The sequence below is a fragment of the Photobacterium jeanii genome, from assembly GCF_001650345.1.
Taxonomy (GTDB): Bacteria; Pseudomonadota; Gammaproteobacteria; order Enterobacterales; family Vibrionaceae; genus Photobacterium; species Photobacterium jeanii.
Genome location: NZ_LVHF01000026.1, coordinates 87,735 through 103,139 on the forward strand (window position 1 = coordinate 87,735; position 15,405 = coordinate 103,139).

A 15,405-nucleotide genomic window follows, 5' to 3' on the forward strand; every position below is an offset into this window, starting at 1 on the left:
CCTTCTCATAAACTAAGTCACGAGCTTGAGCCATGATCGAAGACGATATGTTGAAATGCTAGTTTTCACTCTGTTACCAAGCGAGTTACATCGCCTCATCAACCAATACAATCGGAAAACCTCTAGAGCATTGTTCAACTCGTCCGCGGATCCCATACGCTTGCTGCAAAATACTCGGCGTGAGCACCACGTCCGGTTTACCCATTACCAGTAACCCTGCAGGACCAAGCACCATCAGCTGATCGCAAAATCGCAATGCCAAATTAATATCGTGAATGGCGACCAAACCAATAGCTTGGCTATCGCTAACAATCCGCTTTACGGTTTGCAGCACACTGATCTGCCAATGTAAGTCCAATGCACTGGTTGGCTCATCCAATAACAATAACTCAGGTTCGCGGATCAGCACTTGTGCCAAGCCAACCATTTGCCGTTGTCCGCCCGACATTTCACTCAAACGCTGAAGGGCTAAGTGAGAAATACCTAATGTTGCAAACACTTGTTCAATGAGGGTTTCGATATACTGAGTACTTAACTCAGGCTTCACTGCTCGACATGAGCTAAAGGCGATTTCATACGCCACCAAGCTAGTGGCTTGAGGCAAGGTTTGCGGCAGATACCCCACTCGTCTCGCGGATTCAGCCAGAGGTAATGTTGCTAATGGCTCTCCCGCTAAATGCACTTCGCCCTGATAAGGCTGCAAGCGGGCTATAGCGCGTAATAAGGTTGATTTACCGACCCCATTCGGTCCTAAAACCGCTACCAACTGACCACTGGGAATGGTCGGTACGGTTAAACCATCAATAATGATCTGACGACGATAACCCACTTGTAACTGCTCTATGGATAACGACACTTTAGCCTCTCCCTTTTTGCGACAAAATCAGGCTGATAAAAAATGGGATACCAATTAACGATGTCACTATCCCTATGGGTAGAATCACCCCGTCGATCAAACTTTTACTCGCAATAGAAGCCAATGACAGCAACAAAGCCCCAGCAATAGCACTTCCTGGTAGAAAGAAGCGATGATCTTCACCTAATAACAAACGCGCAATGTGCGGGCCGGCCAAGCCGACAAAACCAATCTCACCGACAAATGCGACCGCAACCGCAGTAAGTACACTGACACGCAGCAACACCATTAACCGCATTCGCTCGACACGAATGCCAATGCTACGTGCTTGATCTTCCCCCGAGCGGATCGCCGTCATTGCCCACGCTTGGCGCCAAGAAAGCGGAAAACAAATCGCAAATGCAGTCAGTACCACCAATACTTTTTCGATATTGGCACGTGCGAGGCTCCCCATGGTCCAAAACACAATTTGCTGTAACGCATTACTGTCAGCAATGAACATCAGTAAACTAACTAACGCATTGAGCGCAAAGAACAAAGAGATACCAAACAAAATTACTGTATTCACCGAAGCACCTTGGCTACGCGATAACATCACCACCAGCAAAGCCGCCGCCAACGCAAACAGGAAGGCAAATAAAGGCAACACAAAGTGAAAACCGAATGGCAGCCAAGACCAATCAAACAGTATCGCCACTGCCGCCCCCAACGAAGCAGCTGCACCAATGCCTAACGTAAATGGACTCGCCAAAGGGTTATTAAGCGACGTTTGCATTTCAGCCCCCGCCAGCCCAAGTGATGCCCCCACAGCGACGGCCATTAAAGCGTAAGGAATACGCACATCAAAAATGATCACCTGCTCAACGGCATCTAAACTCTGTGGCGAAAACAAAGCTTGAATAATCTTTTCTAGTCCTAACAGCGAAGGACCTGTCGCGGTATCAACTGTCCATGACACCAGTAGTGCGACCGCCATCGCAATGAGCAGCATTAAGCGCTTTAACACAAACGAACGATATTGCTGCGCCAGCGAAGTTGGCTGTGGGATCCCATCGTTAGCGCCATCCACTTTTAACTCTGTACTCATCATTTTCTCTTTGGTTTTGAAACGCAAAACCGGAGAAGCGCTATCAGCTTCTCCGGCACATATCAGCTCAGCTCGCTATTTGCTTATTCAAGCTGATAAATCACGCATTATTTGCAGCTATTGACTAGGTCACCGTTAACCTTTTTTTCTCACTTTTACCTTGTGTTACAACGCCATCCAGTACGTGCCTGCTAATGGCACGGGTTGATAACGCTGATACAAGGTTTGCAATGTCGCTTGCGGGTCGAGAGCAGCAAAGGTTTGTGGGTACACCCACTTAGCTAATGTCTGAACCGCAACAATGTTTAAAGGGGTGTTATAGAAATGGTGCCAAATCGAGTAGGCACGCTTATTTTGAACTGCCGTCAGCTCTTTCAATGGCGATTGTTGAGTGATGCTAGCTAGAGAGCGATGAGCAATACCTTTATCAATACTGGTTCCCAATACGATGTATTGCGGCTCTTCCACCAAGGTTTCAGTAGAGCCAATCGCGGTACCAATATAGATATCGGGTTGATGTGTCAGAAGGTACTCTTGATTCATGACCCCGACAGTACCTGGAATAAGCGGCTTAGCAATGTTATCGGCACCGACAAAATCCAGCATTTGCGCCACCATACCTCGAGCCATCGTTTCACAACACTCGTTGCTAAGCCCAACTCGACTATGAAGAAAAACTTTAGGTGCAGGCTTGCCCTTCAGCGCTGCCAATCCTTTTTCTACTTTTGCTAATTCGGCGTTATAAAATGCAATATAATCTTGAGCACGCTGTTCACGCCCTAATACCTCGCCCATGATTGCCAAACTACGGGTAGTATTTTTCATCGGATTTTTGCGAAAATCGATAAACACGACGGTCACGCCTGCGCGCTCTAAAATATCGATAATGTCGCTGTTACGTGCACTTGGACCATGGCCTTCGATACCAAAAATCGCCACATCGGCTTTCAGTGCCAATGCCGTTTCCAAACTAAAACTATCGGATGCGCCTTTACCAAATAACGGCACCTTATCGATTTCAGGAAACGCTTGCTGATACTGGTGATAGGTATCAGGATCAACTATCTTCAGATCCCCCATCATTCCCGCGACTCGCGAAAAGACTTGGTCGCCTTCTAAAATCGCTAACGCAGGAATATAGCGACTTTCACCCAGTAAGATGCGCTCCACTTTGGCAGGTAAAGTCACTTCACGCCCAGCTAAATCAACGATGGTTTTCGCCGCTGACGCTGTCATGCTGGTAAGCGCAAGAATCACAGTAAACACAGATACCAATAACCCTCGGTACCATCCTTTGTTTTTAATATGCACCATTCTTTCCCTCATCTCGGCAGTTTGTTCCCCACAACGCAAAAAGAGGAGCAAAGCTCCTCTTTCATGGATGTATTATTAAAATGCGTAAGATGCGCTTACACGAATGTCTCGACCCGGCTCTAAAGTCCCTTGGGCTATGTCACCGTTATTACCGTAGCTAGCATGATCGCGGTACGCTTTATCCAGTAAGTTCTTCACGGTTAGAGTTAGCTTGAGACCCTCATTAGCCAGCGGTAACCATTGGGCATAAATATCATGCACGGCGTAACCCGCTTTCTCATCGTAACCTGTCGCCACATCTTTCAAGCGCTGCACAAAACGACCGTTATAACCCAACTCAAGCCCATCAAACACTTGGTAATTAAAGTCAGCAACCCAAGTATCACCAATCGCAGTACCGATACCTTTGGTATCATCATTAAGCGGCTGACCGTTCAACTCAGGACGAGAACGGTTGTAGCTCAACCCAGCGCGCAACGCATCCCATTGATAACCAGCGCGAGCAGTAAAGCCTTTGGTTTTCAAATCACCAAGGTTAGTCAGTTCACGTGGACGCGTTTCCGTTTCGCCAACAACATCTTTCACTTTGGTGTAATAACCTGTTGCCGACAAACTTAAGCCGTTGCTGTGCCAGTTAATCCCTAGCTCAGTGTTTTGCGCCTGCTCTTCTTTACGATCAGCGCTGCTCTTAGCACCGTCCAATTTAAAGATTTCACGTACTTGTGCCCCACGGATCGCTTGAGCGTAACCCGCGTGAACATTCAAGCCTGATAGAATTTCATAGTTCAAACCAATATTAGGGCTAAAGCCACTGTGCTTTAAGCTCGAGCCTTTTGATTCATCCAAAGTATACTTGTCGTAACGCCCCCCCACGCTCAACAACAAGGCTTCCATTAATTGGAAGTCACCTTGCAGGTAGACACCTGCAGCAGTGCCTTTATCGGTATCTGAGCCATAAATTGGGCTACCTAGCGAACCTTTATCATCACGGTATTCCACACCGTATGTCAGTTGGTGATCGCCAATCGTGCTAACGTTACGAACATCACCACCATAGCTTCTCGCTTCACCTAGGTAATCACCCCAAGGGCCTTGAATATGCTTAAGCGAAGTATCTGTATTGTACAAAGTGACATCCAGTGCCAACCATTGATTGGCGGCAGGATCAAACTGGTAGTTACCGGTAATCGTTTCACGGATCATTTCTTGGTTGATCGGCGCATTTTTACGGCTCGGCACCCATTGTGGTCGGTGGTAACGGAAGGCCTCATCTTCACGACGATCATAGCTTAGCGTTAGTTTTTGCGATTCGGTAAAATCACCTACTAACTTCAAGAAACCAACCTTGTTCTCTGATTCGGTATGCGGCTGTTCTTGTCCGTTACCATCCTTAAAGTTGCCGTGATCACTATAAGAAATCGTGGCTAATGCACTGATTTTATCGCTCAAGTAACCATAGCCACTTACGCTTGCCTTATAACCTTTGGTGTTATCGTAGTAACCGCCTTTCACTAAGGCGCCAAAACGCTCCCCATTGCGTAGCAGGTCTTCCGGATTTTTCGTTTTAAATCGGATGGTACCACCAAGCGCACCGGCGCCATTAGTAGCACGCCCAGCCCCAGCGGCGACTTCAACCTGCTGTAATAATTCAGGTTCAATCGATAGACGTCCTTGGTGATGATAGATATTGCCCGACTGCGTCGCACCATCGATGGTGACATTGAGCATGTTATCTTCGAGCCCACGAACATAGATTTTCTGCGACACACTTGAGCCACCACCAATAGCGACTTCAGGATCACTACGAAATATATCGCTAAGATCATTGGCTTGGCGCTTATCGAGCTGATCAGCATCGATCACCACTTCGGTCATGGTGAGTGGATTACCTGTCACAATCAGCGTTTCGTGATTTTCTTGTGCAACGCTCACGCCACTGAACAGCACAGCAGAAACAGCAGCAGTAAGTGAAGAGAGGGGAAATGTACGGCCTTGTATCATTCTATTATCCAACAGTAATGAGAACTATTATCGAAATTTGAGCTATTCTCTATACTTGTTAGTTTGGTGTAAACGAGTTTTACAACTGTTACACTTAAGATTAAATACATCAAAATCAAACAGATACAGCAAACCATCACAGAGCATAGGCTCCATGATAGTGAATTTATTCGTATTGATATTAGAGGCAGTGAAAAGCCGCTATTACATAAATGCTGGCACTAACCTAAAACGCAGATCAAGCGAAGCAATAGCCTTTACCGTGGGAGGTTTGTAACCGTGTCGCTGACATCCCTGCCGCCACCAGCTTTTTCCTCACCCGACTCAAGTGCATGTCTAAACTACGATCATAAGGACTAAACTCTCGCGCAAGCACTTGACGATACAGATAGGCTTTGGTTAACACTTCGCTATGTTGCGATGCTAACGTCCAAAGTAATTTAAACTGAATTGGGGTCATCGAAATGGCTTGTTCATTAACCGTCACACGCAATGTTTGGCGATCCATCGTCAATTCACCAATCACCAACTCAGTTCGCTTTTCAGCACCAATCCCTACGTTGTGGATACGGCGCAAAATCGCCTGTGAGCGATACACCAGCTCTTGCAGCGGGCGTTGCAGGGTCATGTAATCGTCAGCACCATATAAAAAACTGCTGGTACAATCCGGTACATGATAACTAGCAGCCAATACGATGATCGGCGTATCTGTAATCTGGCGACACTGTTTCAATAATTTAAATGCTCCCATTTCAGGAAGCTCCATCGATAACACAATCAAATCAATATCAGTAAATGTTGCTGCATGATTTAACGCTCGTGCATCGCGCTGGCGTTTAACAATAAATCCTTCTTGCCAATAGTGTTCGCTGAGTTGCTGACTATCTTCTTCATTAGGCTCAACAATCAGCACAGTCATTGATTGGCGGCATATCCTCGATGCCATAATGATCCCTGCCCTGACATGGTTAACGTTATTTTCTCGTTGTAATAATAAGATGCTAATGAGATTAGTTATCATCTAGTTGTGAGCATTAAACTACTTATGCAATTAATATGCAATCTCTAACACATTAACTTTGGGGCATAAGACATAACAAAACATTTGCACATCCTTTACTCCCCACTTAACAATCCCTTACATCACCCGCGGTCCGTTCTGTACTAAACCACAACAGCATGATGTTGAGGTGTGTATCTACGTAATTGATCTATCGCGGCTTTGTCTTGCAGTAACGTCGATTTCACATCATGACCAAACCACTCTAACGACGCCGATTTATCAGCCTCTAACCCAATCTGAGCTAAAAAACGACGATAATCGAATGCCCCATCAAACAGTGGCACCATGCCATGACGCGTACCAGCCGGTGAATAAACATTGTCTGGACTAAAAACATCTAACTGTTTGCGTGAAGCTATGTTTTTTAAATGATAATGCCCAACATATTCAGCAACTTGATGATGAAAATCGATCGGTTCAGCGCCTGCTTCCCATACATGCAAGATATCAAAGTTAAGTTTCAATACTGGGTGATCAACCTCTTGGAGCAACTGCCAAGTCGAGGCAGGGGTATCAGCTAAAGTATTAGGATGCGTTTCAACCAATACCTCTAACCCTTGTTGCTCAGCATAATGGCAAATTGCCCGCAGTCGATTAACCATCGCCTGCCGCTCAGATGCTGTAACACTTCGACTGGCTTGGTGTCCTGCAAAGGTGCGTACTTTATTCGTTTGCCAATAGTTAGCAAGACGGCAAATATGCTCACACTTTTGTTGCCCGAGGTGCTTATCACCGACGATTGGTAAATAATCGCTGAGCATCGAGATGGACAGCCCCATACTCCGTAACCATTTGGCATCGTATTGCGGTTGTTGTTCTAAACCTATGGCATGCACACCCCACAACTCAATCCCATCAAACCCAGAACGGCGTGCCCATTCAGCTAGGTGCTCAAGCGAAGTTAATTGGTGTCGAAACGAGATGGTACAAATTGAAAGCTTCATCTTAGACCTCCTCTACCACGGCATTAAGCGGTAAATCGTTCAATTCACACCAGTCTTGATATACTTCGTACAGGCGACGTTTGATCTGATGCTCTGTCCGATCTTGCTTATCTAGGAGCGCTTCAATACCTGTCACCAAGCTAAGATCTTCGGTTTCAGCCAGTTTCATTAACTGATACTGAATTGAAGAGTAAGTCTGGATAAGATCTTCAATCACATCACACCAAGCCTCAAAGTCATCATCAGCGAGCCCCAGCGCTCGCCAGAAGTAAGCAAAGCCATGTTCATAAGCATATTTTCTTACCGCGATCACTCTGATCTCCCTTGCAGCACGACCCAATGCAGATAACGCTACACCAGATAATCCCTCAAGATGAGCGTGTAAAATAGTACGAATCGTATCTGTCAGCGGGTTAGCTTGAGTAATAAAGCAAGCATCAAAATATGCTTTAACATCAACATCTAAAGCCGGATGACTCGCTTGCTCATCAAACCAATATCCACCAGCAACACTCGGTTGGGCAATGGCATTAAAAATACGCTCAGTGGCTAATGCTCCTTCCCAACGAAAATCAGGATCCGACATCCAGAGTTGTGTCGGATCGTCGGTTTTTTCTAACATGACATAGTGAGGAAACGGATTCTGGTTAAACTTATTCTCACGCTCTGGCAACTGATACATATCAAGCATCACCATTAGATGCTGGCTATCTGCTTTTTGCGACAGCAGCGCCATCATGCGGTCAATATTGGCTTGTTTCGATAACGCAGGATCAAACCAGGGTTCGATGGCAACGCCATACAGCCGCTGATACCAATCACGAAACTCTTGATGACGAATGTCTTCTGAGTGATAGCACAGTTGATAGGCATCATTTAGGGTAAAATTGGCATCCCAAACCCCGAAGTAATAAGGTCGATGATCTATGCCCAATCGCTTCAGAGATTCACAAACACAACTCACAAAACAGTGAACCTTTACATCCTCAAATTCTTCCGTTGTTGCTGGTGGTGTCGCGGCAGAAGTTGACGATCCAACCTGTGACAAGAAATTCGCTAAACTCGATACGGTTGCATAATCTTGAGGCGATAAATTGCCATCTGGCACCGATAAGCCGAGATCAAGCTCAAGATGAAGGATAAGTTGCAAGATAAGGACGGAATCTAAATACAGATCTTCATTCAATCGTGCCGATTCACTAAACAGTGCCATGTGCTGACACTGCATATTTTCAGTGAGCACCTTTTCAATCGCACGGATCATTTCTTGGTAAGTCATTTCACTTTCCTCAACCTAGTGCAGGTATCGCTACCGCTCGTTCAGCCAAGGCTTTACGGCTAACCTTGCCGTTAGCCATTTTCTCTATCCGCGCAACCTGCTCGAATTCAACCGGCAACTGGAAACTCGCCAAGCGAGTTCCACACCATCGACGGATCCGACTCGGCTCCATTTTCTCTGTGGCGACATATTGCAAGCAAACCCGCTCACCGGATAATGGATCTTGGCGTTTAAATACCACGGCATCCGTTATTTCTGTCATTTCCAACACCACATCTTCAACATCTTGCGGGTACACATTGAGCCCAGCGACATTAATGGTGTCATCTAATCGTGCAATAAAATGTAAGCCACCAACATCATCAAAATACCCAAGATCTCGGGTATATATCGTCTTTTCGCCGTAGTTAACCACAATTTCTTTGGGATCATCACGATGGTTTCCTGCCGATACCGTTAAGTGCGGTAATGGAAAACCAATATGCTCAGCACTTTGAGTGTCTGAATTAATCGCCACACACCCGGCCTCAGAGCAGCCATATTGCTGGAAAAGATGATCGGTACGCGCAGCGAGCGCATTAAACCAGGCCTGAGGCAAAGCCGTCCCCGAAGTCATCACCGCGTGAATCTTCTTATCCGCGGGATACAGCTTCACAACCGATTGCAATAAGGTCGGCGATGAATAGAGCAATGGCTTTTCCATCTGAAGCAATTTTTTGATCAAATACTTAGGATTAATATTGCTGATGACTATTGGCTCTAAGCCTCGTTGTAAGGCGACAAGTACGCCAGCGATCAAGCCATAAGAATGGGTAATTGGGCATGCGATTAACGGTGTCATGGTGTTAGGTAAAGTGAAGTTGGCGACATAACTGGCAAGCTCTTCATCTATCGCATGCCAAGTTCGCATGATCACTTTAGGCTCCCCCGTTGTTCCCGAGCTCGTTTGCACTAGCACGGCTTGGCTATCATTATCAGTTCGACCTAATGACAGGCATTGGCGTCCTTCTTCTAACAGCAAATAATGACAGTTCGCTTTTTTTGCCAGCCTTTTTGCTGCCAATTTTGGCGTTTGGCCATAAATGGGATACGCCGAAGCACCACAGCTTTTGAGGTACAAACAAACCGCCAACCAATACGCAGGATCTGAACTGCAAACTGCAATACGTTTCCCTTGGCATTGCCCCAACACATCATGCTGCGAAAAAGCCGCATTATGACGCTCAAAATAAGCTTGATCATAGTGATCATCGTTTACGTAAATCATACTTTCCTTGTGATATTCACTTATTACTTGCAAGGGCGTTCGGTACCCAGTGATGACACTCATCGGCTGAACTTGTCAGTTTTCGAGTCATCAAAGATTCCGTGAGCACTTGCGGGGCATGACAATTGAGGGCATGTAACCGTTTACTCAATCCAGGATGACGCTCGGCGTAGGCATCCAAGCACTGGCGTACCAATGCCCAAAATGTCTCTTCATCAAAGCCGTAGCAGACATGAAATAAGTGCGAGACTTCAGCCAAGTTATAAACAAACAAGGTGTCGACTACGAGTTCACGCAGCAACTCAACAGAGCTCATCTGGTAATAGAGATCGAGAGGTGCTTGTTGATAAACGTCATTAAGCGCAGCAAAGTCTGGCAGGAACTCTTCGCATGCCAAAAATGACGCGCAATACTCCACACTCTCATGAAAATCACGCACCATGATCCGCTCCGGCCAACCATCGCGGTGGATCAAAATCATATTCTGACCATGTGCTTCAATGGCGATTCCATGCTTAACCAAGAGATGCCACACAGGCACCACAGCGACCTCCAGCAAACGCGTCAGCCACGCAGCCAACCCATAACGTTCAATCCATCCAGCCATAAACGGTAAGTCATCACGCTCTATCATCATCAAGGCATTAAATGGAATCGCTTGCTCGCCTGTTTGGAGCTGGCTTTCAACACTGGTTCGAAAAATAGCGGCTAAGCATCCATCAGCAGGAGCTTGTCCTAAGGGATGGTGCCTAGGTTGGAAGTGTAATCCCGCGTACTCTGGCAAAATGGTGAGACCATGAAGTTCAACATCACTGGTAATAACCTGCATTAACCACTGTGAAATGGCTGGGGCACTACAAATTGAATGCGGTTCCAGCACGCGTTTAGCAGAGGTATTCACCATACTCAATGGCAGTTTGATATGCGCTTTGGTTGCGTAACTCTGATTAATCAAAGTGCGCACCGACTGTGAAGCGACATAGTTATCGCCCGCCAGCCCTAAATCAATCACCTCATCACCTCCCCCTTCTGTCGTGCTTTTTTTCAAGAAAGGAGAGAAGGTGTCATCTTGCTGAAGCTGCTGCCATTGCCATGGGTGAACCGGCATCAAAGCATAGCGCTGCCAATCCCCTCCCTTTTCCTTTAGCTTCTGAGTTAAAGACCGCCAATGGTGACGCCCTAACTCGGTTTGCCAAAACACATCATGCGTGGCAGGTAGATTCATTTGCAGGTGACGCTGCTTAATTGCCAACCATTGCAGCGAGAACGATTGGGCACCTTCAGGACCATAGGCATGATGATCCTCCAACGAAAATCCCGTTCGAGCTTTGAATGAAGGGTGATAAGGGTGACCTTCATCCAGCAAGGCTTCAAGTTGGGTATAGCTCGCTCGACGACGTGATAAAGGCAATGTTAAGTGGCTCTGATTCCATTTGCACAGAGTGATCGTTTGGCGAAACTCATCCATCATTGCGGCTTTTACCTGCTCCGTGGTCGGTAAATCTGCGACCACTTGAGCAAGGCAAGGCGCAAATACATCCGCTGTTTTACACTGTGAGGAAGAAGCCACCGAGCAAGTTAAGCTACCGATATCCAACCTGACACGACCAAAAGCACCTTCTCGTGCTATCACTTGATAGTCATGTTGACCCATGCGCCATTGAAAGCGTGTTCGTCCATCACTCAGCGATTGCTTTTGAATCGGCAAAGCACCTTCAAATAACAACGCCTCAACTAATTGACGTAATACACGTTGCTCTGCAGAAAGCATCCTCATATCAGGCAATGGCATTCGTCACCTCCGAAGGCTCTGTCACTACCGCTTTCTCATCGTTGTTTTGTGATACATCACTCTCTGTCCCCACCAGAGATGAACAGGGTAATGCGCTTGAGAGTGGATTAGGAAACGCGGTATACACCGCTTGCTCGTTCTCCACCATTAACTCATCAATATCTTGCACTCGAGTAAGCAAGTTCGCTTTAGCTGGAATACTGGGCTTACTCAGCAAACTGGCAACAAAACGATGGCCCGCCCCTGTCAGTTCCTGCTTCAAAGCCGTTAGGCGCTGCTGTACAAAATGCAATAACACTGATTCAGCAATCAATTGATCAGCCCCCATACGACCAATGATGGAAAAGAGATGATTAACCATCAGATAGTAAGCAAAGCGATCACAAATCATCTGATCATCAAAATACAAATCATGGACTGTCGCAGAGTCAGGCTCTAACGATTCTAAATAGGTGGCGTACGCGGTGGATAAATAGAAACCTTGGTTATCGCGAAAATAGTAAGTCTGCGGGTAGCCCTGAGAATTAAAGCGCAGCACACTATTTTGTTGATGCGCCTCAAGCGCTATACCGTGCTCATCGTACAAGCGGATCATTGGCTCGATAGCACAATCCCAATAACGAGCAAACCACTTCATACTTGTTTGCGGCAATGACGTCTGCATTCGCTCCGCTAACTGCTTAATATGGCAGGCAAGTAGAGAGTCAGAAGTTAAAAGAGGGTCTTGCGTTAACGCCGCGATGGTAACGGTGTCGTGATCATCGCCCAGTGGGAAAGGATTTTCTCGAATAATGACTTCAAAACCACTCTCAGCACGCGCAGGTAAATCGACCGTAATATAGGCTGGGTCAGTGATCACTTGAAATGTTGGGTAGCGCTCTGAAAACCCGGTCTTACGATAGAGGCTTGCCATAACCACACCAGCTTCTAGCTCATGGCGCTTATTCACTCGTAATGAGTTCGTGATTTTTATTGGTATTGAAAACTTATACATCCATGGCAACTCAGGATGATATAGCGAGCGAACCGATGATGTCGCAGTCATTGCAATGCCGCGGCGACCACAGTCAATGATCATCCGCTGTGCGATCAAGGCTTGGACATAGTCTTGATGTAGCAACCATTGAGCCTGAATAGGGTGCATGGGTAACACTACGTGTTCAGATGTGACTAAATCCCCAACAGCAAAACTATGGCGGATCATATCTTCAGCTGTGATTGCCAATGCTGAGCGTTGGCTAATCAAAGAACGGTGAATTTGAAAATAATGGAGAGAAAACTCACCTGTCAGCTCAGGGGCATAGTCATCATGTTGATAATCCGCCATTCCCTGACGGCTCTTAGGAGTCGGATGCTGCCAATGTCCAAAGACCAAGGCTTGCTCGGCGTCGATAAAACGTAAGCTTTGTAGTCGCTCATCATCTTTACGCGCTGTCACATAGCGCTGCATGACTTGCTCGCTATCAAGGATCCGTCGGAGTAACTCACGCTCCTTTTCTGCCATGTCTTGATAACCTGCGTTAACGTACATCTCTCGTACCAATAACAGCACGGCATTTAGTGGCGCAATGACACTCCATTGCGGCAAAAATTGCCACGCTTGGTAGTGGAAAAGACGACCAAAGCTGTGCCGTCCAACCTGGGTGCGATATGTGACTTCAACCGCTAACTTTGCAGATTGATGCGGTAAAGGAATCTCTACAATCCAAGCATCATCCTTGATAGCAAACAACGTTGTATTGTCACGCTCGTGTTGGGATTGATAGACCTGACGCCATTGTTGGGCGGTTTGCCACCCTCCTTGTTCCACTTCCCGCAAGTAGCAGTTCATAAATGCTTGAAAGGATGCCTGCTCCGCTATGTTGTTCACATCTAAGCTCATAATCCCTCTAGCTAAATCCTTGATGTCTAAATTTTCGTACTAAATACTGACTAAGCTCACAAGAATTTAATGATATTAATTCTCATTTCAATAAGAGTTACGTTTGTTACAAGGAAGGTTGAGTAGGATTCAAAACAACAGATAGGAAGCTAGCGGTCGAGCAGGATTTTCAACAAGATACTGGTTTTCAAAATAATAAATCATGTATTTCTATGGCAAAGCAAACCAACCGTGCCCTTGAGGGTGCCGTATTACCGACGTTTTTCTATTACGCCATCCCATCACTATTGGGTTTATTAGCCATATCTACCGCCGGGATTGTTGATGGTATTTTCATTGGCCGCTTTTTAGGCTCAAGTGCGCTAGCGGCTGTGAATCTGTTGATCCCATACTTCACCTTTATGTTTGCACTTGCGTTAATGATCGCTATTGGTGGTTCAGTGTTAGCCGGAAAGTATCTCGGCGAAAATAAACACGTCTTCGCTCATCGCATTTTCAGCCAATCATTGCTCACAATCATTAGCATAACGACGCTTGCCGCTCTGTTGATACATTGGTTTCCAACTGTGCTATTTCACTTCTTAGGCGCACCATTAGCCCTACATCAAGACATGTCTCACTATCTCAATATCATGTCGCTTTGCCTTATCATTCAATTGACAGGCATGGTGTTGTATTACTTTATCCGAGTAGATGGTCAGCCAGTGCTTGGCACAATAGCTTTGATGGTTGGGGCGGGAACGAATATCGCTTTAGATGCCTTGTTTCTTGGTTATTTTAAGTTAGATATTTCGTGGGCGGCTTGGGCAACAACGTTAGCACAAACTCTACAATGCGTGATTATGCTACTCTTTTTTACTCGCCCAGAACGACGTTTACAACTCACTACGAAACTACTCTCTGCACCTCGCTTTTTACGCGCACTTTACAATGGCAGCTCAGAGTTTATTAATGAACTCTCGGTAGGGATCGTGATATTTACAGTACATTGGCTACTGCTTCGCAACGTAGGAGCGCAAGGTGTCGCAGGGTTTGCCATTGCCAATTACTTACTCTTTATCGGAATGATGACGTTTTATGGCATTATCGATGCCGTTCACGTCTTGATCAGCCAAAATCATGGAGCAAAAAACAAACACCGCATACGGCAGATCATGGCAGTCGCTACCACAACAATCATGATGATCAGTGCATTATTGGCAATGGCTGCATGGTCGGCACCTCAGTTTATTACGGCACTATTTCTTGATGACATCACCAGTACAGCAAGCCTTCAAGCCCAAGCTTACATGCAGGTTATTTGGCCTTGTTTTCTCTTTAGTGGGATGAATGTTCTGCTCTCATCCTACTTCACGGCAACCCAACAACCACGCCAATCTGCCACCATAGCCTTATTACGCGGATTAATATTACCAGTGGGGTTATTGCTAGGGTTCAGCTTTGCTGCTCCATGGCACTTTCTTATCGCACTTCCCGTCGCAGAAGGACTCACATTACTCTTTGCTTTAAATTGTTACCGAATCCACTCTCGTACTCAGCACTACACCACAAATTACGCTAACTAAGTGCAAGAGGGGCTTAAAAACAATGAAGAAATGGGAATCAAAAAGGTATAGCTAACCAACTGAACGACCGCTTCCAATCCATGATTAACCAAAATACAAACGTAAAAAAGCCCGAGTCTTTCGACTCGGGCTTAGTATAAGTGGCGGAGCGGACGGGACTCCCCATACCGAAAATCAGCGCGACCCTCGGCGTGGCAGGCCGCTGCCTTCAAGGTAAATAGGCTAACCTACTGAACGACCGCTTCCAATCCATGATTAACCAAAATACAAACGTAAAAAGCCCGAGTCTTTCGACTCGGGCTTAGTATAAGTGGCGGAGCGGACGGGACTCGAACCCGCGACCCCCGGCGTGACA

11 protein-coding genes are annotated in these 15,405 nt (G+C 46.3%); 1 reads left to right on the top strand and 10 read right to left on the bottom strand.

The features are described 5' to 3' along the window. Positions 1–85: 85 nt before the first annotated feature. The 10 genes from A3K86_RS12605 to A3K86_RS12650 form a co-directional block, all read right to left on the bottom strand. Complete coding sequence (locus A3K86_RS12605; protein WP_068331486.1) at positions 86–856, bottom strand: ABC transporter ATP-binding protein; 771 nt, start codon at positions 854–856, stop codon at positions 86–88. 1 nt (position 857) lies between these two features. Beyond that, positions 858–1,943, bottom strand: coding sequence for a FecCD family ABC transporter permease (locus A3K86_RS12610; RefSeq protein WP_107270411.1), 1,086 nt, complete (start codon positions 1,941–1,943; stop codon positions 858–860). A 165-nt stretch (positions 1,944–2,108) separates the two neighbouring features. Beyond that, positions 2,109–3,257 (bottom strand): ABC transporter substrate-binding protein, encoded by a 1,149-nt coding sequence (locus A3K86_RS12615; RefSeq protein ID WP_084406597.1) that lies wholly within the window; start codon positions 3,255–3,257, stop codon positions 2,109–2,111. 75 nt (positions 3,258–3,332) lie between these two features. Continuing rightward, positions 3,333–5,258, bottom strand: coding sequence for a TonB-dependent receptor domain-containing protein (locus A3K86_RS12620; RefSeq protein ID WP_068331488.1), 1,926 nt, complete (start codon positions 5,256–5,258; stop codon positions 3,333–3,335). Positions 5,259–5,496: 238 nt separating this feature from the next. Continuing rightward, positions 5,497–6,204: a response regulator transcription factor gene (locus A3K86_RS12625; protein WP_068331489.1), complete on the bottom strand. Its 708-nt coding sequence runs from the start codon at positions 6,202–6,204 to the stop codon at positions 5,497–5,499. Positions 6,205–6,422: 218 nt separating this feature from the next. After that, the gene (locus tag A3K86_RS12630; RefSeq protein ID WP_068331490.1) at positions 6,423–7,265 is read right to left on the bottom strand and encodes a sugar phosphate isomerase/epimerase family protein; all 843 of its coding nucleotides are present in this window, start codon (positions 7,263–7,265) and stop codon (positions 6,423–6,425) included. 1 nt (position 7,266) lies between these two features. Next, complete coding sequence (locus tag A3K86_RS12635; protein ID WP_068331491.1) at positions 7,267–8,544, bottom strand: DUF6005 family protein; 1,278 nt, start codon at positions 8,542–8,544, stop codon at positions 7,267–7,269. Positions 8,545–8,554: 10 nt separating this feature from the next. Beyond that, positions 8,555–9,811 (bottom strand): AMP-binding protein, encoded by a 1,257-nt coding sequence (locus A3K86_RS12640; protein ID WP_068331492.1) that lies wholly within the window; start codon positions 9,809–9,811, stop codon positions 8,555–8,557. Positions 9,812–9,827: 16 nt separating this feature from the next. Next, on the bottom strand, positions 9,828–11,603 hold the full coding sequence (locus A3K86_RS12645; protein WP_068331493.1) for an IucA/IucC family protein: 1,776 nt from the start codon (positions 11,601–11,603) through the stop codon (positions 9,828–9,830). After that, positions 11,590–13,485 carry an IucA/IucC family protein gene (locus tag A3K86_RS12650; protein ID WP_068331494.1) on the bottom strand — a complete coding sequence of 632 codons (1,896 nt, stop codon included), beginning with the start codon at positions 13,483–13,485 and terminating at the stop codon, positions 11,590–11,592. Before A3K86_RS12650 ends, A3K86_RS12645 begins: the two co-directional genes overlap by 14 nt. Positions 13,486–13,697: 212 nt before the next feature. Between A3K86_RS12650 and A3K86_RS12655 the strand changes: the two genes are divergently transcribed. Continuing rightward, positions 13,698–15,050: an MATE family efflux transporter gene (locus A3K86_RS12655; protein WP_068331495.1), complete on the top strand. Its 1,353-nt coding sequence runs from the start codon at positions 13,698–13,700 to the stop codon at positions 15,048–15,050. The last annotated feature ends 355 nt before the right edge of the window (positions 15,051–15,405 follow it).